General features: G+C 70.1%; 17 protein-coding genes. 15 read left to right on the top strand and 2 right to left on the bottom strand.

Annotated elements, in window-relative coordinates; translation table 11 throughout:
- Positions 1 to 53: 53 nt before the first annotated feature.
- From SD455_RS09395 to SD455_RS09360, 8 genes are all read left to right on the top strand, one after another.
- Positions 54 to 1022 (top strand): ABC transporter substrate-binding protein, encoded by a 969-nt coding sequence (locus tag SD455_RS09395; protein WP_445507926.1) that lies wholly within the window; start codon positions 54 to 56, stop codon positions 1020 to 1022.
- Between the two features lie 38 nt (positions 1023 to 1060).
- Positions 1061 to 1894 carry an ABC transporter permease gene (locus SD455_RS09390; RefSeq protein ID WP_445507925.1) on the top strand — a complete coding sequence of 278 codons (834 nt, stop codon included), beginning with the start codon at positions 1061 to 1063 and terminating at the stop codon, positions 1892 to 1894.
- A complete protein-coding gene (locus tag SD455_RS09385) occupies positions 1891 to 2730 on the top strand; it encodes an ABC transporter permease (RefSeq protein WP_445507924.1) in 840 nt (279 codons plus the stop codon). Before SD455_RS09390 ends, SD455_RS09385 begins: the two co-directional genes overlap by 4 nt.
- Entirely contained in the window at positions 2730 to 3572 is an 843-nt protein-coding gene (locus tag SD455_RS09380; protein ID WP_445507923.1) for an ABC transporter ATP-binding protein, read from the top strand. Before SD455_RS09385 ends, SD455_RS09380 begins: the two co-directional genes overlap by 1 nt.
- Positions 3572 to 4861 carry an MFS transporter gene (locus SD455_RS09375; RefSeq protein ID WP_445507922.1) on the top strand — a complete coding sequence of 430 codons (1290 nt, stop codon included), beginning with the start codon at positions 3572 to 3574 and terminating at the stop codon, positions 4859 to 4861. The genes SD455_RS09380 and SD455_RS09375 overlap by 1 nt, the downstream gene beginning before the upstream one ends.
- Positions 4862 to 5167: 306 nt before the next feature.
- Positions 5168 to 6376 (top strand): thiolase family protein, encoded by a 1209-nt coding sequence (locus SD455_RS09370; protein WP_445507936.1) that lies wholly within the window; start codon positions 5168 to 5170, stop codon positions 6374 to 6376.
- A 59-nt stretch (positions 6377 to 6435) separates the two neighbouring features.
- Positions 6436 to 7131, top strand: a complete 696-nt coding sequence (locus tag SD455_RS09365) for a 3-oxoacid CoA-transferase subunit A (RefSeq protein ID WP_445507921.1) — start codon at positions 6436 to 6438, stop codon at positions 7129 to 7131.
- Positions 7128 to 7814 carry a 3-oxoacid CoA-transferase subunit B gene (locus tag SD455_RS09360; RefSeq protein WP_445507920.1) on the top strand — a complete coding sequence of 229 codons (687 nt, stop codon included), beginning with the start codon at positions 7128 to 7130 and terminating at the stop codon, positions 7812 to 7814. The genes SD455_RS09365 and SD455_RS09360 overlap by 4 nt, the downstream gene beginning before the upstream one ends.
- A 95-nt stretch (positions 7815 to 7909) precedes the next feature.
- Here SD455_RS09360 and SD455_RS09355 read toward each other — a convergent pair whose 3' ends face one another.
- Positions 7910 to 8497, bottom strand: a complete 588-nt coding sequence (locus tag SD455_RS09355; RefSeq protein WP_445507919.1) for a PadR family transcriptional regulator — start codon at positions 8495 to 8497, stop codon at positions 7910 to 7912.
- 153 nt (positions 8498 to 8650) lie between these two features.
- Here SD455_RS09355 and SD455_RS09350 point away from each other — a divergent pair, with 153 nt between their 5' ends.
- The 3 genes from SD455_RS09350 to SD455_RS09340 are packed head-to-tail and all read left to right on the top strand — an operon-like array spanning position 8651 to position 12230.
- Positions 8651 to 9796, top strand: a complete 1146-nt coding sequence (locus tag SD455_RS09350; protein WP_445507918.1) for an aromatic ring-hydroxylating dioxygenase subunit alpha — start codon at positions 8651 to 8653, stop codon at positions 9794 to 9796.
- Position 9797: 1 nt separating this feature from the next.
- Positions 9798 to 10814, top strand: coding sequence for a PDR/VanB family oxidoreductase (locus tag SD455_RS09345; protein WP_445507917.1), 1017 nt, complete (start codon positions 9798 to 9800; stop codon positions 10812 to 10814).
- Positions 10815 to 10841: 27 nt separating this feature from the next.
- Positions 10842 to 12230: an MFS transporter gene (locus SD455_RS09340; RefSeq protein WP_445507916.1), complete on the top strand. Its 1389-nt coding sequence runs from the start codon at positions 10842 to 10844 to the stop codon at positions 12228 to 12230.
- A 70-nt stretch (positions 12231 to 12300) separates the two neighbouring features.
- Here SD455_RS09340 and SD455_RS09335 read toward each other — a convergent pair whose 3' ends face one another.
- A complete protein-coding gene (locus SD455_RS09335) occupies positions 12301 to 12846 on the bottom strand; it encodes a MarR family winged helix-turn-helix transcriptional regulator (RefSeq protein ID WP_445507915.1) in 546 nt (181 codons plus the stop codon).
- A 126-nt stretch (positions 12847 to 12972) separates the two neighbouring features.
- Here SD455_RS09335 and SD455_RS09330 point away from each other — a divergent pair, with 126 nt between their 5' ends.
- The 4 genes from SD455_RS09330 to SD455_RS09315 all read left to right on the top strand — a co-directional run bounded on the left by SD455_RS09330 (position 12973) and on the right by SD455_RS09315 (position 16610).
- Positions 12973 to 13899, top strand: a complete 927-nt coding sequence (locus SD455_RS09330) for an SDR family NAD(P)-dependent oxidoreductase (protein ID WP_445507914.1) — start codon at positions 12973 to 12975, stop codon at positions 13897 to 13899.
- An 18-nt stretch (positions 13900 to 13917) separates the two neighbouring features.
- The gene (locus SD455_RS09325; protein WP_445507913.1) at positions 13918 to 14829 is read left to right on the top strand and encodes an amidohydrolase family protein; all 912 of its coding nucleotides are present in this window, start codon (positions 13918 to 13920) and stop codon (positions 14827 to 14829) included.
- On the top strand, positions 14826 to 16070 hold the full coding sequence (locus SD455_RS09320; RefSeq protein ID WP_445507912.1) for an acyl-CoA dehydrogenase family protein: 1245 nt from the start codon (positions 14826 to 14828) through the stop codon (positions 16068 to 16070). Before SD455_RS09325 ends, SD455_RS09320 begins: the two co-directional genes overlap by 4 nt.
- Before the next feature lie 69 nt (positions 16071 to 16139).
- Positions 16140 to 16610, top strand: a complete 471-nt coding sequence (locus tag SD455_RS09315) for a MaoC family dehydratase (RefSeq protein ID WP_445507911.1) — start codon at positions 16140 to 16142, stop codon at positions 16608 to 16610.
- The last annotated feature ends 16 nt before the right edge of the window (positions 16611 to 16626 follow it).

Genomic DNA, 16626 nt, shown 5'->3' with positions numbered 1-16626 from the left:
CCTGAGGAGCCCTGAGGGCCGGGAGGCCCAGCCGTTCACATCGAGGAGTCCCCATGCGACGCACCCTGACTGCCGGAGGAGCCGTCACCGCCCTGGCCCTGATGACCGCATGCGGCGGGGGTGACGCCGCAGACGACGGCGGCCCGGGCGCCGAGGGCGAGCTCACCGAGATCACGGTGGGCGTGATGCCGATCGTGGACACCGCCGCCATCTGGTTGGGCGTCGAGGAGGGCATCTTCGAGGACCACGGCCTCGACGTCACGCTGGAGGTGGCCCAGGGCGGTGCCGCCATCGCCCCCGCCGTCGTCAGCGGGGACTACGACTTCGGCTTCTCCAACACCGTCTCCCTGTTCATCGCCGCCGACCGCGACCTGCCGCTGACGCTGCTCACCCCTGGAGCGGCCACCACTGGGGACACCAGCGAGGACATCGGTGCCGTGCTCACCATGCCGGAGACCGGGATCGAGACACCGGCCGACCTCGAGGGCCGCTCCGTGGCCGTCAACACGCTGAACAACATCGGAGACGTCACCATCAGCGAGGTTGTGGCGCAGGACGGCGGAGATCCCACGGACATCAGCTTCGTGGAGATGGGCTTCCCCGACATGCCTGCCGCTGTGGCCTCCGGGGAGGTCGACGCCGCCTGGATCCTCGAACCGTTCTCCAGCATCGCTCAGGAGCAGGGCGCTGAGGTGGTGACCTACAACTTCGCCGAGACCGACGAGAACCTGCTCATCGCCGGATACTTCACCGATGAGCCCTTCTCCCAGCAGGAGCCTGAGATCGTCGATGCCTTCACCGCGGCCATGACGGAGTCTCTCGAATACGCCCAGCAGCACCCCGACGAGGCCCGCGCCATTCTGAGCACCTACACCGAGATCGACGACGAGATCCTCGAGCGCATGGTGATGCCGGAGTTCCCGGCGGAGATCGACCGCGAGTCGCTCCAGCATCTGGCCGACCTCTCTCACGAGCACGGGCTCATCACAGACGAGCTCGACGTCACTGAGATCATCCGCTGACACCTGCCGCTGACGTCCACGACCGGAGGTCCACCACCATGACGACTCAGACGGCCGCGCCGCCGTCGGCGACGACGCGCGCCGCACGCCGGCCCCGTGAAGGGACCAATCGGGCGCTGTGGGGCACCGCCGGGGTGCTGTCCCTGATCCTCGTGCTTGAGCTGCTGCCCCGCAGCGGCGCCGTCGACGCCCGATTCCTGCCGCCCTTCTCCGAGATCGGCGCCGCGCTCGCCGACCGGATCACCACCGGGGAGTTCTGGACCGCCCTGGGTGACACCCTGGTGACCTGGGCGATCGGATTCTCCATCGCCCTGGTGGCCGGGATCGTGCTGGGCATGGTCATCGGTTCCGTGGGGATTCTGCGGGACGCCACGGCGTCGACCATCGAGTTCCTGCGGCCCATCCCCTCCGTGGCGCTCATCCCCCTGGCGGTGCTGATGCTGGGCACCGGTCGCCCCGGGACCCTGCTGCTGGTGGTCTATGCGACCTTCTGGCAGGTCCTGGTGCAGGTGCTCTACGGGGTCCAGGACGTCGATCCGGTCGCCCGGGACACGGCCCGGTCCTACCGCTTCCGCTTCCTGACCACCGCGCGGACCGTGGTCTGGCCGACCACCTTGCCCTTCGCGATGACCGGATTCCGGCTCGGAGCCACTGTGGCGCTGATCCTCACCATCACCGGGGAGCTCATCATCGGCACCCCCGGGCTCGGGCGCCTGCTGGCCGTGGCCCAGCAGTCCGGTCAGGTCTCCTCCATGTACGCCCTGGTCATCGTCACCGGACTGATCGGGGTCCTGGTCAACCTCGGCGCCCGCGCCGTGGAGCGCCGGGTCCTGCACTGGCACTCCTCCGTCCGACGGGAGACTGCGTCATGACCACCACCCAGCCTGCGACCGCCCCCGCCCGCGCGAGCGGCCTCGTCGCTCTGCGGCGGCTTCCGGTGTGGCGTCGCCTCCTGACGCTGCTGGCGCTGCCGCTGATCCTGGTGGTGATCTGGTGGGTCACCTCGGACCGGGCGGACAGCTTCTTCTACCCGCCGCTGCGCGACATCCTGGCGACCTTCGGACCCACCTGGTTCGAGGGGCGGCTGACCGCCGACGTCGTGCCCTCGCTGGGCCGACTGCTGGCCGGCTACGCGCTGGCCATGCTGATCGGCGTCGGGCTCGGGACCGCCATCGGACTCAGCTCCCGGCTGCGCGCCTTCCTGGAGCCGGTGCTGGAGTTCTTCCGCGCCATCCCGCCGCCGGTGATGGTCCCGATCCTCATGCTGTTCCTGGGCATCGGCACCGGCATGAAGGTCTTCGTCATCGCCGCAGGCGCCGTCTGGCCCATCCTGCTGAACACCGTCGAGGGTGTCCGCGGCGTGGACGAGGTGCTGCGGGACACCGCGCGGACCTATCGGCTCGGGCGGCTCACCCAGCTGCGCACGCTGGTGCTGCGCGGGGCGACTCCGCAGATCGTCACCGGTGCCCGCCAGGCCCTGTCCATCGCGATCATCCTGATGGTCATCTCCGAGATGTTCGCCGCCCACAACGGACTGGGTTTCACCATCGTGCAGTTCCAGCGGTCCTTCGCCATGCCGGAGATGTGGACCGGCATCATCCTGCTCGGCCTGGTCGGCGTCGTCCTGTCCGTGCTCTTCCGCATCATCGAACGGCCCGTGCTCTTCTGGTACCACGGCCAGCGCCAGTCCCACAGGGGAGGAAACTGATGTCCCACTCAGCTCATCGACCGCCGACGGGATCCCCCATGCTGGAGGTCCGGGGCCTTCGGAAGGTCTACCGGTCCGCGTCCGGGGACACCGAGGCGATACGCGACCTGACCTTCGACGCCACCGCGGGGGAGATCGTGTGCATCGTGGGGCCTTCGGGTGCTGGGAAGACCACGCTGCTGCGGTGCATCTCCGGGCTGCTGGCCCCCACCTCTGGGACGGTGACGTTGGAGGGCCACGACGTCTCCGGCCCCCCGCGCGGCATGGCGGTGGTGTTCCAGGAGTACGCCCGCTCCCTGTTCCCGTGGCTGACCGTCGCGCAGAACGTGGAGCTGCCCCTGAAGGAGAAGGGGCTGAAGAAGTCTGAGCGGGCCCGGCTGGTCCAGGACTCTCTGGAGGCGGTGGGGCTGGGTGACGTCCCGGACTCCTACCCGTGGCAGCTCTCCGGCGGCATGCAGCAGCGCGTGGCCATCGCCCGCGCCGCCGCCTATGAGCCGCACATCCTGCTGATGGACGAGCCCTTCGCGGCCGTGGACGCACAGACGCGCGCCGATCTGGAGGATCTGGTGCGGGACCTGTGGCAGCGGCTCGGGATCACGCTGCTGTTCGTCACCCATGACATCGATGAGTCCATCTACCTGGGTCAGCGGGTGCTGGTGCTCTCCGCCCGGCCCACGGTGATCCTCGAAGACGTGGCGGTGAACCTCCCCGACGAGCGGGATCAGCTGACGACGCGCAACGATCCCGAGTTCGGCCGTCTGCGCACGCACATCTATGACCTCGTCCAGCGGGCCAAGCAGGGCTATCGTCCCGACGAGGAGGCGGCGGAGAGCGCGGTGTGATGGCCCCCGCGCCCCGGGGCGCCTCCGGCGGTCCGGCGGGCCCCGAGCGCCTGGGGCTGCTGGTGCTGGCGGTCATCCTGGTGGGTCTGACCCTGCGATCCCCGCTCGTCGGAGTGCCCCCGGTGCTGGGTGCCATCAGCGCTGAGCTGGCCTTCAGCCCGACGACGGCGGCGCTGCTGACGTCGCTGCCCCTGCTCGCCTTCGCGCTGCTCTCCCCGGCCGTGCCGCAGCTGATGCGCCGCCTGGGGGTGGACCTGACCCTGCTGCTGTGCCTGGTTCTGCTGGGTGCGGCGATCCTGCTGCGGCCCTGGGTCGGTGCTGCCGGGCTGCTGCTCGGCACGCTGGCCGTCGGGGCGGCGATCACCATGGGCAACGTGGTGATCCCGGTGCTCGTGCGGCGCGACGCCGGAGAGAAGGTGCCGCAGGTGATGGCCGCATCCACCAGTGCCTACGGGTTGGGGCAGGCGGTGGCCGCCGGTGCCGCCGTCCCGGTGGCGGTGCTCGCCGGCTGGCGCTGGGCGATCAGCCTCCCCGGCGTCTTCGTGGTGCTCGCGCTGGTGGTCTGGGTGCTGCGGATGCGGGTCGTCGGCGGGGCGGGCTCGAGCGGGCTGACGGCGGGACGGCAGGCGTCCGGGGCGGCTGGGTCGTCCGGGGCGTCGCCGGCGCCGGGTGCTGGTGCTCGGGCGGAGGCGGGCGGCGCCGTCTGGCGGGAGTCGGGGGCCTGGTGGCTGGCGGTCTTCTTCGGGATGCAGTCCCTGTTGTTCTACACCGGCGCCACCTGGATGCCCGCGCAGCTGGTGGAGTCGGGCGGGCTCAGCGAGGCCGCGGCCGGCACGGCCCTGTCGATCTTCCATCTGATCGGCATCGCCGGGACGCTGCTGGTGCCCTCGATGCTGAGCATCTCCGGGGACGCGCGGATCGTCGGAGCGGGAATCGGGGCCGGCTGGTTCCTCTTCTTCGCCGGGCTGCAGACGGTCCCGGAGCTCTGGCCTCTCCTCATGGTGCTGGGAGGTCTCGTGCAGGGGGCGGGCATCGGGCCGTCTCTGACGCTGATCGCCATGCGTCCGGTGGACCTGGCCTTCGGCAGGCAGCTCTCCGGCATGGTGCAGGGGGTCGGCTATGCGATCTCCGCGACCGGGCCGGTGGTGGTGGGGATGATCCATGAGGTCACTCGGTCCTGGTGGTGGGGGACGGGGATGCTGCTGCTGTGCTCTTCGGTGATGGTGGCGGCCGCGTGGCAGGCCGGCAGGAGCAGCCCGCTCGGGCCCGAGCCCTGCCCTGATGTCTGACCCTGAGGCCCGAACCTGTGACGCATCGACTGGGGGATCTGGACGCGGCTATGCGGCTTTCCGGGGCGTCGCTGTGTCCAGATCCCCGATCGACCAGGGCTCCGCGGGTCGACGGGGGCTCCGCGGGTCGGCGGGGTAGGAGGCGGGGTGTCAGGCATGGGGATGAGGGGTTGGGGTGAGGGTTGGGGTGAGGGGTTGGCGCGGCGCAGCAGGCGGTCTACACTGGGTGCGACAAGCGAACACAAGTACGCATAGCGAACATCACCGATGGGGTGGACGCGGGCAGGAGCTCTCATGCAGGACGCCATGCAGGACGTCTTCGTCTACGACGGCGTGCGCACACCGTTCGGCAAGGTCGGCGGAGCGCTCGCCGGTCAGCGCCCGGATGATCTCGCGCAGCTGGTCATCAGTGCGCTGGTGGACCGCGCCCCGGAGCTCGATCCTGCAGCGGCCGGAGAGGTCGTGGGCGAGGTCATCCTCGGCAACGCCAACGGCGCCGGGGAGGAGAACCGCAATGTCGCCCGCATGGCCTGGCTGTTGGCGGGTCTCCCTGTCGAGGTGCCGGCCACCACCGTGAACCGGCTGTGCGGATCCTCGCTGGATGCGGCGATCGCCGGAGCCCGGCAGATCGCCCTGGCTGAGACCGACGTCGTGCTGGTCGGCGGGGTGGAGTCCATGTCTCGGGCACCCTGGGTGCTGCCCAAGACGGACCGGCCCTTTCCGCTGAAGAACCTCGAAGCCGTCAACACCACTCTGGGCTGGCGGCTGGTCAATGACCGGATGCCCGCCGAGTGGACCGTCTCCCTGGGAGAGGCCACCGAGCAGCTGCGCGAGCGCCACGGCATCAGCCGTGAACGGCAGGACGACTTCGCCGCAGACTCCCACGCCCGTGCGGGCCAGGCCTGGTCCGAGGGCCGCTATGCCGAGATGGTCGTCGAGGTCCCCGGCGTGGACCTGCCCCGGGACGAGACCATCCGCGACGGCGTGACTCCCGAGTCGCTGGCCGGGCTGAAGACGGTCTTCCGGCGTGAAGACGGCACAGTGACCGCCGGCAACGCCTCACCCATGAACGACGGCGCCTCGGCCGCCTGGCTGGGCTCCGCCCGCGGCGGCGAACTGCTGGGGCTCGCCCCACAGGCGCGCATGGCCGGCTGGGGCACCGCCGCCAACGAGCCGCAGTTCTTCGGCTATGCCCCGGTGGAGGCGGCAGACCGCGCGCTGGCGCGGGCCGGGATCAGCTGGGCCGACGTCGGCGCCGTGGAGCTCAACGAGGCCTTCGCGGCCCAGTCCCTGGCTTGCCTGGACGCCTGGGGGTTCGGCGACGAGTACGACCCGGCGATCGTCAACGCCTGGGGCGGCGCCCTCGCGATGGGCCATCCCCTGGGAGCCTCGGGCACCCGCGTGCTGGCCACGCTGGCTCGCCGGATGCAGGCCGAGGGCGCCCAGTGGGGCGTGGCGGCGCTGTGCATCGGAGTGGGCCAGGGGATTGCTGTCGTGCTGGAGCGCGCGGACTGAGCTGTGCTGGAGCGCGCGGACTGAGCTGTGCTGGTGAACGCTGACGGAGGAGGACGAGGATGATCACGATCGCGGAGGATGCCGCCGAGGCGGTGGGACGTCTGGAGGACGGCTCCACAGTGCTGCTGGGAGGGTTCGGCAACCCGGGGCAGCCCATGGAGCTGATCGACGCGCTGCTGGACTCCGGGGTGCGGGATCTCACCGTGGTGAACAACAACGCCGGCCAGGCCGACGCCGGGCTCGCGCTGCTCATCAAGGAGCGCCGCGTGGCCAAGATGATCTGTTCCTTCCCCCGGCAGTCGGACTCCTGGCACTTCGATGAGGCGTATCGTGCCGGGGAGATCGAGCTCGAGCTGGTCCCTCAGGGGAACCTGGCCGAGCGGCTGCGTGCCGCCGGCGCCGGCATCGGGGGGTTCTTCACCCCCACCGGGTACGGCACCGTGCTAGCCGAGGGCAAGGAGACTCGCGTCATCGACGGACGCGGCTATGTGCTGGAGGAGCCGCTGCCCGGGGACATCGCGCTCATCAAGGCGCTGCGCGCCGACGAGGCCGGCAACTTGGTCTACCGGAAGACAGCCCGGAACTTCGGGCCGGTCATGGCCGCGGCCGCGGCCCGCACCGTCGTCCAGGTGGATGAGCTCGTCCCTGTGGGCGGCATCGATCCCGAGCATGTGGTCACCCCGGGCATCCACGTGGACACCGTCACCGTCATCCCGACCGCCTCCGGCGAGGCCGCCCTGAAGGAGATCGCATGACCGCGCAGCAGACCACCGGCACGCAGCCCTCGGCCCGTCTGGGTCGTGACGAACTCGCCCGGCTCATCGCCTCCGACATCGCTCCAGGGTCTTATGTGAATCTCGGGATCGGGCAGCCCACCCTGGTCGCAGATCACCTGACTCCGGAAGGCGGGGTGACCCTGCATACGGAGAACGGCATGCTCGGCATGGGGGCGCAGGCTCACGGCGACGATGTGGACCCCGATCTCATCAACGCCGGGAAGATCCCGGTGACCGAGCTGCCCGGGGCCAGCTACTTCCACCATGCCGACTCCTTCGCCATGATGCGCGGCGGGCACCTGGACGTCTGCGTGCTGGGGGCCTTCCAGGTCTCCGCGGCCGGCGACCTGGCCAACTGGTCCACCGGCGCGCCCGACGCCATCCCGGCGGTGGGCGGTGCGATGGACCTCGCGGTGGGCGCCAAGCAGGTCTTCGTGATGATGACGCTCTTCGCCAAGGACGGCTCCCCGAAGCTGGTGCCGGAGTGCACCTATCCGGTGACGGGACTGGGTTGCGTGACCCGGGTGTACACGGACCACGGGGTGTTCCTGCTGGACCGCCGCGCGGACGGGAGTGTCCGGCTGGTGCTGCGCGAGGCCCACGGGATCACCGTGGAGGAGCTGCGGGAGCGGATCGAGGTGCCCTTCGACGTGGCCGAATGAGCCTGGGCGGCATCCACTGGCCATGAATCCCGGCATCTCGACCCGCTCCACGGCACGCCATCGGGCAGATGGCGGGATTCGTGGCCAGTCGATGCTCAGTCCTCGGCCTCCAGTGAGTCGATGAGCTCCAGTCCCCGCTGGGCCCAGGAGACCTCGGCCTCGCCGCGGGCGATGAGTCCCTCATAGGCGAAGGCCTTGTACGCCACGATCCGGCTGTGGGCCTCGGGTGGGAACTTCTCCAGCCGGGCCGCAATGGTGCGCTGGCTGTGGTCCAGGATCTCCTCGCGGGCTGCGCGCCAGCGCTCCAGCATGCCGCTGTAGAACGCGATGTGCCGGCGCAGGTGGTCCCGGGACCGCTCGGCGTCGGCCCATTCGAAATAGGCAGCCTGCATATGGGCGGCGTCGCGCAACGGCCCATAGTCCAACGGCGTGTCCATCCACTCCCGGAAGGCCTGTTCCCCAGCTGCGGTGATGTAGTACCGCGTCTTGGTGCTGTTGGGCCCCCAGGGCACCTGCACCCCCTCGACGAGCTCCTCCTTCTCCATGCGTCGCAGCTCGGGGTAGATCTGCGAGTCCGGCGCGTTCCACACGTGACCCACGGAGCTGTCGAAGCGTTTGGCGGCCTCGTAGCCGGTCAGCGGCTCGGCGGTCAGCAGCGCGAGCAGGGCGGCGCGCAGGCTCATCGATCCGCTCTCCTTCCTCCTCAGATGCGGGGTCTTGACGACGACTATATCGCTGGCTACCGTGTGTCTCAGCTCACAGAATAACTATCGCCATAGTCAATGGACGAAGTGAGTCACGCGGATCAGTCGCGTGGCGGACACCAGGAGGCAGTGATGACGGATCTCGGACCCACCGGCGCGACCGCGAAGAACATGGAGTACCCCCTCAACGCCTGGTACGTGGCCGGATGGGACTATGAGATCGGGCGCAAGGAGATCACCGCCCGCACCGTGGCGGGACGTCCCCTGGCGCTCTACCGCACCGAGGACGGGAGGCCTGTCGCGCTGGCTGACGCCTGCTGGCACCGTCTCGCGCCGCTGTCCATGGGACAGCTCGTCGGCTCGGACGGCATCCAGTGCCCCTATCACGGACTGCGATACAACTCGGCCGGCCGGTGCACCCATATGCCGGCCCAGGAGACCATCAACCCCTCAGCCATGGTCGCCTCGTATCCGGCGGTGGAGCGGCACCGATTCGTCTGGGTCTGGCCGGGCGACCCCACGCTGGCGGACCCCTCGCTCATCCCGGACATGCACCAGATGGACTCCCCAGACTGGGCCGGCGACGGCCGCACGATCGACGTGGCCGCCAACTACCAGCTCGTGCTGGACAACCTCATGGACCTCACCCATGAGGAGTTCCTGCACTCCTCCTCCATCGGGCAGAAGGAGCTCAGCTCCTCCGACATCGACGTCACCCACGACGAGCGCACCGTCACCGTCACCCGGTACATGGAGGACATCGAGGCGCCCCCGTTCTGGCGGAAGAACATGCGGGACCGTTTCCCCGACTTCGAGGGCCGCGTGGACCGGTGGCAGATCATCACCTTCGAGATGCCCTCGACCATCTGCATCGACGTCGGCGTGGCCGAAGCCGGCACCGGTGCGCTGGAGGGCGACCGCAGCCGCGGGGTCAACGGCTTCGTGATGAACACCATCACGCCCGTGGATCGGCGGCGCTCGCTCTACTACTGGGCGTTCATGCGCAACTACGGCCTGGACCAGCAGCGCATCACCACGCAGCTGCGCGACGGCGTCCACGGCGTCTTCGCCGAGGACGAGGAGATGCTCATGGCCCAGCAGGAGGCCATCGAGGCCAACCCCGACCACGAGTTCTACAACCTCAACATCGACGCGGGCGGCATGTGGGTCCGCCGCCTCATCCAGGCCGCTGTCGAAGCCGAGCGGGCCTTGGGGGCCGACGCCTCCTCCGGTGAGCCGGTGGCGGCCACCGCCGACGGTGCGGGGGCGGTGCGCTGAGATGGCCGGTTCCGCTCAGGTCCGGTGGCAGACCGGGCGCGTCCACTCGACCACGCCGGCCGCCGAGGGGATCCGCCGCATCGAGCTTGACCTGGAGCATCCGGTCCGGGTCGAGCCCGGCGCACATGTGGATCTGCGCATCGACTCCGGGGACGTCCGCTCCTACTCGCTGGTCGGCGGTTCTCAGGACGGGCGTCGGATCACCCTCGGGGTGAACCTCTCGCCCACCTCCCGCGGGGGATCGCGGTTCATGCACTCTCTGCGGCCCGGAGACACCCTCCCGGTGACCTCCCCTCTGCAGAACTTCCCGCTGCGCGTCGGCGCCCCGCGCTACGTGCTGCTCGCCGGCGGCATCGGCATCACCGCCTTGGCCGGCATGGCTTCGGTGCTGCGCCGGCTCGGCGCCGACTACACGCTGGTCTTCGTCGGACGCACCCGAGGGAGGATGGCCTTCCTCGAGGAGCTGCGCGAGGCCCACGGGGAGAATCTGCGCGTGCACATCGACGACGAGGGCGTGCCGCTCTCCGTGTCGGAGCTCCTCGACCAGGTCGACTCCACCACCGAGCTCTACATGTGCGGACCCATCCGGCTCATGGACGCCGTGCGCCGGGAGTGGCTGCAGCGCGAGCTCCCGCTGCCGAACCTGCGCTACGAGACCTTCGGCAGCAGCGGCTGGTTCCAGGCGGAGGAGTTCCTCGTCCGCGCCCCCTCCTGGGGTGTGGAGACCGTGGTGGGAATCGGCGAGTCTCTGCTGGACGCCCTGGAGCGTTCCGGGGTGGAGGCCATGTCGGACTGTCGCAAGGGCGAATGCGGCCTGTGCGTGCTCGCCGTCGAGCAGCTCGACGGCGCGATCGACCACCGTGACGTCTTCTTCTCCGAACGACAGAAGCACGGCGACGCCAAGCTCTGTGCCTGTGTCTCCCGCGTCGCGCGACGGAAGGACTCCTCGGCCCAGGCCGACCAGGGGGCCCCGCCGTCGTCCTCCTCGATGCCCTCCATCACCCTCGACGTCCACTGACGTCCCCGCGCTCGGAAGGAACACCCCATGGATCTGCGTGCCCGCATCGACGCGGCCCCGATGACGTCCTACCAATGGCTCATCGTGGGGCTGTGCGTCGTGCTCAACATCCTCGACGGATTCGACGTCATGGCTCTGGCCTTCACCGCCGCCGCCGTCGGCGAGGAGTTCCAGCTGACCGGGTCCGTGCTGGGCCTGCTGCTCAGCGCCGCCCTGATCGGCATGGCCGTCGGGGCGCTCGTGCTCGGGCCTGTGGCCGACAAGGTCGGACGCCGCCCCACGGTGCTGATCTCCGTGGCTCTGGCCGCGATCGGTCCTGCCCTGGTGGCGGTCTCACACTCCGCCCTGGAGGTGGGCCTCTGGCGGTTCGTCACCGGACTCGGCGTCGGCGGCGTCCTGGTGTGCACCACGGTGATCGTCAGCGAATACTCCTCCGCTCGCTGGCGGGGGCTCGCGGTGAGCATCTACGCGGCGGGCTTCGGGGTCGGGGCCACGCTGGGCGGGCTGGCGGCGGTGACCCTTCAGGAGGGTTTCGGCTGGCGGGGCGTGTTCGTGGCCGGGGCGCTGCTCTCGGCGATCGTGCTGGTGGTGCTGATCGCCGTCCTGCCCGAATCGATCGACTTCCTGCGCGTGCGGGCCCGGCAGAAGGACCGCGCGCGGATCAGCCAGCTGGCCCGCCGGATGGGCCACGACCTCGACGCCGTCGACGCCGAGCTGGCTCGCGATCCGCACGCCCTGCGGGACGGCGCCGAGGCGGCCGGGCGCATCGGGGACCTTCTCCGCGGTGCTCGGAGGCGCCGGACGCTACTGCTGTGGGCGGCCTTCTTCTGCACCATGTTCGGCTTCTACTTCGCGAACTCCTGGACGCCCACCCTGCTGGAGACCTCCGGGCTGAGTCGGGAGCAGAGCGCCAACCTGGGCATGATGGTCGCCCTGGGCGGGGCTGTGGGATCGGTGCTCTTCGGCCTGTGCGCCAGCCGCTGGGCGGCCCGGACGGTGCTGGTCTGGTTCCTCCTGCTCTCCGCAGGGACGATGACGGTGCTCATCGCCGCCACGGCGCTCATGCCGGTGGCCTTTGTGATCGGGATCCTCATCGGCGCGCTCATCAACGGCTGCATCGCCGGGCTGTACACGCTCGCCCCCGCCCAGTACGGGCCGCGTCTGCGCAGCACCGGCGTGGGGTGGGCGATCGGGGTCGGGCGTGCCGGAGCGATTCTGGCTCCTCTGGCGGCCGGCGCTCTGCTGGACCTGAACTGGACACCCGGGCAGCTCTACGGTGCGGTGGCCGGCGTCGTCGTCCTCGGTGCGGCGGCGGTGTTCCTGCTGCCGCGTCCTGCCCCCGGGCCGGCCCCGGAGTCTCCTGTGGAACCCGCCGAGGGCGCGGATGAGCAGGTGCGCACCGGCGCCGCCGGGTAGCACTCCTTGACCGTGCAGGACGCCCTCGACTGTGCGGGGCCTCTCGACGCGGATCTGAGCGGCGGCTCCCTCAGGAGCCGGCCCGGTCGGCGGCGAACACCACGGCGGAGAGCAGCCGCAGGACCTCCTGGCGCTCCCGTTCGGTGAGGCAGGCGAAGAGCTCCTCGTGGGCCAGCTGCGTCTGCTCGGCGGCCTGCTCATGGAGTCGATGCCCTTCCGGCGTGCCCACCAGAATCTTGGAGCGGCGGTCCTGAGGGTCCACCTCCCGGCGCAGCGCGCCGCGGCGCTCCAGTCGGTCCACCAGGGCGACCACCTGGCTGGGGTCCAGGTCCAGGAACCGGCCGAGCTCGCGCTGGGAGGGCCGCGCGTCGGAGCAGGCCATGGACAGCACGGCGAAGTCGCGCACCTTGAGCCCCAGCGGGGCCAGCCGGCGGTTGGCCGCGGCATTGCCGAGCCCTCGCACCCGAGCGATGAGGAACGCCGCCTCCTGGGCCAGGGGCGTGTCGTGGAACCGAGTGATGTCGTCGCGTCGGTGGCCGGTCTCGGCGTGGGCGGCGGCATGTCCGGGGATCTTCACCGGGCTGGGCTTCTCCGGGCTGGAGTTCTCCGGGGTCATCGGGCCTCTCTGGAGTGAGTCGAATATGGGGTGATCGACAACCATTGACTTTCTCAATGGTATCGGTTGTGATGTATCTCACGTGACAGGGGAGCCTGTCTGTCGAAGGATACGAGAGGAGCCGATGTGCTGCTTGAAGGGAAGACGGCGATCGTCACCGGATCCGGCGCCGGACTGGGCCTGGCCTATGCGCAGGAGCTCGCGCGGCATGGCGCCGCCGTCGTGGTCAACGACGTCGACGCCGAGGCCGCGGAGTCCGCGGTGGCGAGCATCCGGTCCGAGGGCGGCCGGGCGGCCGCCTGTGTGGCGCCGGTGGGCAGCGCCGAGGCGGCCGAGCAGCTGGTCTCCACCGCCGTGGAGGAGTTCGGCGGACTCGACGTCCTGGTCACCAACGCCGGCATTCTGCGGGACCGCTCGCTGCTGAAGATGACTGACGAGGATTTCGACGCCGTCATCGACGTCCACCTGCGCGGCACGTTCACCGCCGTTCGTGCTGCCTTCGCCCACTTCAAATCCCAGCAGGTCCCTGGGCGGATCATCTGCATCGGTTCGCCCACCGGCCAGCGCGGCACCTTCGGGCAGACCAACTACGCCGCCGCCAAGGCCGGCATCGTCGGGATGGTGCGCACCTGGGCGCTGGAGATGCGGCGCAGCGAGGTCTGCGTCAATGCGGTCATCCCGGTGGCCGCCACCGCGATGACCAAGACCGTCCCCTATTTCCAGAAGGCTGTCGAGGCTGATGATCGTGGCGAACCGATGCCGGATTTCTTCCGGAAGACCCTCGGCTTCGGAACTGCCGACGACGTCGCCGGGCTGGTGGCCTTCTTGGCCTCCGACGACGCTGCCGAGATCACCGGTCAGGTCATCGGCGCGGGAGGGGATCGGCTTCAGGTCTGGAGCCACCCCGAGGCGGCTGCTGAGGCGCTGCACACAGGCGGATGGGACGTCGAGGCACTCCGGGCAGAGGGGCGCAGGCTCATCGAGGAGCACCTCCAGACAGTCGGGGAACACCTGCCCGAGCTGCCTGACGAGCTGAGGCCGGAGCAACTCTGAGGGCCGGGGGTAGAGCACATGCGCTACGAATGCGGGGTAGACCCCGAGGCCATCGAGGCCATCGATATGCACGTCCACCTCGAAGTGGACACCTGCGGACACCGCGCCCTGCCCGATGAGTTCTTCGACGCCTCCGCGGCCTACTTCAGGACCACCGACCGCACGCCGTCGATCGATCGGATCGCTGAGCTCTACCGGGAGGCTGCCATGGCCGCGGTGGTCTTCACCGTGGACGCCACCACGGCCCTCGGGCATCGCCCCAACTCCATCGACGACCTGGTGGCCGGCTGTCAGCGCCACCGGGACGTGCTGATGCCCTTCGGCTCCGTCGACCCACGCCAGGGCCGAGCCGCCGTCGTCGAGGCCCGCCGCCAGGCCGAGGAGCTCGGGGTCCGAGGATTCAAGTTCCACCCCTCCGTGCAGGCCTTCGACCCCTCCGAGGAGACCTTCCGCCCGCTCTGGGCGGAGCTGGAGGACATCGGGCTGCCCACGGTCTTCCACACCGGGCAGAACGGGATGGGCGCGGGGCTCCCCGGCGGCGGGGGGATCAAGCTGAAACACTCCAATCCGCTGCTGCTGGACGAGGTCGCCGCCGACCACCCGGGGCTGACCATCATCATGGCCCACCCCTCGGTGCCCTGGCAGGAGGAGGCCAACTCGATCGCCACCCACAAGGCCAACGTGTTCATCGACCTCTCCGGCTGGTCCCCCCGCTACTTCCCCGAATCCCTGGTGCGGCTGGCCAGCACCGTGCTGGCTGAGAAGCTGCTCTTCGGCACCGACTTCCCGCTCATCACCCCGGAGAAGTGGCTGCGGAACTTCGCGGAGCTGCCCATCAAGGACGAGGTCCGCCCGCTGATCCTCAAGGAGAACGCGGTGGCGCTGTTGGGGCTGGGGGCCGCCGGAGCCGCCGCAGGGAGCCGGTCATGAGTCTCGACCGTGAGTCCCACCGTCAGCACGGCCGCCAGCCCGACGACGCCCCCGGAGGCTACGCCGCAGGCCTCACCGCCGACCTGTACGGCTTCGCCCAGCGGCTCACCTCCACCGAGCAGGCCGTCCTGGAGGAGCTGCACGCGGTGCTTCAGACCGAGGTCCGCCCTCGGCTCGCCGAGGCCTGGGACGCCGCCCGCCTGCCAGAGGCGCTCACTGAGCCGCTGACCCGCCTGCGGCTCATGGACCCGCCGGCCCTCGCCCGGGCCGGCGAGCCCCTGCGGGAGATCATGCGGGGATTCATCAGCTTCGAGATCGCCCGCTGCGACCTCTCCGTGGCCACCTGGTTCAACGCCCAGGCCAGCCTGTTCCGCACGCTCTGCCGGATCGGCGGTGATCCAGAGACCGCCGCCGAACTGGATCAGCGCATCCGCAGCTATGAGCTCACCGGCGTCTTCGCCCTCACCGAGCCGGGGCACGGCTCCGACGTCGCGCGCGGACTGAGCACCACGGCGGCCCGCACCCCCGACGGCACGGGCTGGATCCTCGACGGCGCCAAGCGCTGGATCGGCGGAGCCGACCGGGCCGATGTGCTGGCCACCTTCGCCCGGGACGCCGAGGACGGACGGATCCGCTGCTTCCTGGTGCCGCGCGAGGCGCCAGGGGTCGATGTCCGGGTGATCAGGCACAAGGCCTCCCTGCGCATCATGCAGAACGCGGAGATCCGCTACGAGAGGGTCGAAGTCCCCGACGCCGCCCGGCTCCCCGGCATCGACGGCTTCGCCGACGTCTCCCGGTGCCTGCGCCGGATGCGCTCGGACGTCGCCTGGATGGCAGTCGGCGCCATGGCCGGGGCCTACGAGGCGGCGCTGCGGCAGGTCGGAGGCCGCGAGCAGTTCGGCCGGCCGCTGGCGGGATTCCAGCTCATCCAGGAGAAGATCGCCCGGATGCTCGGCCAGCTCACCGCCTCCCTGGCGCTGGTGGTCCGGCTGACCGAGCAGCAGCAGGACGGCATCTACCGGGAGGAGACCTCCGCCCTGGCGAAGATGCAGACCGCGCTGGCGCTCCGGGACGTGGTCGCCCTGGCCCGGGAGGTCTGCGGGGGCGACGGCATCACCCTGGAGTCCGACGTCGCCCGCTTCCATGCCGATGCGGAGGCCGTCTACTCCTACGAAGGCACCCATGAGGTCAACGCCCTGCTGGTGGGGCGGGCGGTCACCGGACACAGCGCCTTCGTCTGACCTGACCGCAGCGGATCCTGCCCAGCACCTCGCATGACCCCGACAGCACGCCCACAGCAAGGAGAGCATATGACCACCACCGCATCGCAGACCGTGGTGACCTTCGAGGAGGCCGCCGACCTGGCAGGCACCGACCTCGGCATCACCGCGTGGCGCACGATCACCCAGGAGATGGTCGACACCTTCGCCGACGCCACCGAGGACCACCAGTGGATCCACGTGGATCCCGAGCGCGCCGCCGAAGGGCCCTTCGGCGGAACCATCGCCCACGGGTTCCTCACCCTGGCGCTGATCATCCCCTGTTGGGGGGAGCTGCTCGACGTCACCGGGGTGACCACCAAGGTCAACTACGGGCTGGACAAGGTCCGGTTCACCGCCCCTGTGCGGGTCGGCTCCCGGGTGCGGATGCACGGCACTGTCGCCGACGTCGCGGTCCTCCCCGGCGGTGGGCTGCACCTGACCGTGGACGCCACCTTCGAGATCGAGGGGCAGGAGCGCCCGGCGCTGGTCGCCCGATTCCTGGCCCGCTTCTATGCCTGAGCACGGCCGTTCCCGT

The sequence above is a fragment of the Nesterenkonia sp. K-15-9-6 genome, from assembly GCF_052656005.1.
Note: the sequence above shows the minus strand (reverse complement) of the source record. Positions and strands in the feature narration are given on the sequence as shown.

What these genes read in the sequence shown, in the direction of transcription:
- SD455_RS09395 (WP_445507926.1), top strand. Translation starts at nt 54, where the DNA reads ATGCGACGCACCCTGACTGCCGGAGGAGCCGTCACCGCCCTGGCCCTG.
- SD455_RS09390 (WP_445507925.1), top strand. Translation starts at nt 1,061, where the DNA reads ATGACGACTCAGACGGCCGCGCCGCCGTCGGCGACGACGCGCGCCGCA.
- SD455_RS09385 (WP_445507924.1), top strand. Translation starts at nt 1,891, where the DNA reads ATGACCACCACCCAGCCTGCGACCGCCCCCGCCCGCGCGAGCGGCCTC.
- SD455_RS09380 (WP_445507923.1), top strand. Translation starts at nt 2,730, where the DNA reads ATGTCCCACTCAGCTCATCGACCGCCGACGGGATCCCCCATGCTGGAG.
- SD455_RS09375 (WP_445507922.1), top strand. Translation starts at nt 3,572, where the DNA reads ATGGCCCCCGCGCCCCGGGGCGCCTCCGGCGGTCCGGCGGGCCCCGAG.
- SD455_RS09370 (WP_445507936.1), top strand. Translation starts at nt 5,168, where the DNA reads ATGCAGGACGTCTTCGTCTACGACGGCGTGCGCACACCGTTCGGCAAG.
- SD455_RS09365 (WP_445507921.1), top strand. Translation starts at nt 6,436, where the DNA reads ATGATCACGATCGCGGAGGATGCCGCCGAGGCGGTGGGACGTCTGGAG.
- SD455_RS09360 (WP_445507920.1), top strand. Translation starts at nt 7,128, where the DNA reads ATGACCGCGCAGCAGACCACCGGCACGCAGCCCTCGGCCCGTCTGGGT.
- SD455_RS09355 (WP_445507919.1), bottom strand. Translation starts at nt 8,497, where the DNA reads ATGAGCCTGCGCGCCGCCCTGCTCGCGCTGCTGACCGCCGAGCCGCTG.
- SD455_RS09350 (WP_445507918.1), top strand. Translation starts at nt 8,651, where the DNA reads ATGACGGATCTCGGACCCACCGGCGCGACCGCGAAGAACATGGAGTAC.
- SD455_RS09345 (WP_445507917.1), top strand. Translation starts at nt 9,798, where the DNA reads ATGGCCGGTTCCGCTCAGGTCCGGTGGCAGACCGGGCGCGTCCACTCG.
- SD455_RS09340 (WP_445507916.1), top strand. Translation starts at nt 10,842, where the DNA reads ATGGATCTGCGTGCCCGCATCGACGCGGCCCCGATGACGTCCTACCAA.
- SD455_RS09335 (WP_445507915.1), bottom strand. Translation starts at nt 12,846, where the DNA reads ATGACCCCGGAGAACTCCAGCCCGGAGAAGCCCAGCCCGGTGAAGATC.
- SD455_RS09325 (WP_445507913.1), top strand. Translation starts at nt 13,918, where the DNA reads ATGCGCTACGAATGCGGGGTAGACCCCGAGGCCATCGAGGCCATCGAT.
- SD455_RS09320 (WP_445507912.1), top strand. Translation starts at nt 14,826, where the DNA reads ATGAGTCTCGACCGTGAGTCCCACCGTCAGCACGGCCGCCAGCCCGAC.
- SD455_RS09315 (WP_445507911.1), top strand. Translation starts at nt 16,140, where the DNA reads ATGACCACCACCGCATCGCAGACCGTGGTGACCTTCGAGGAGGCCGCC.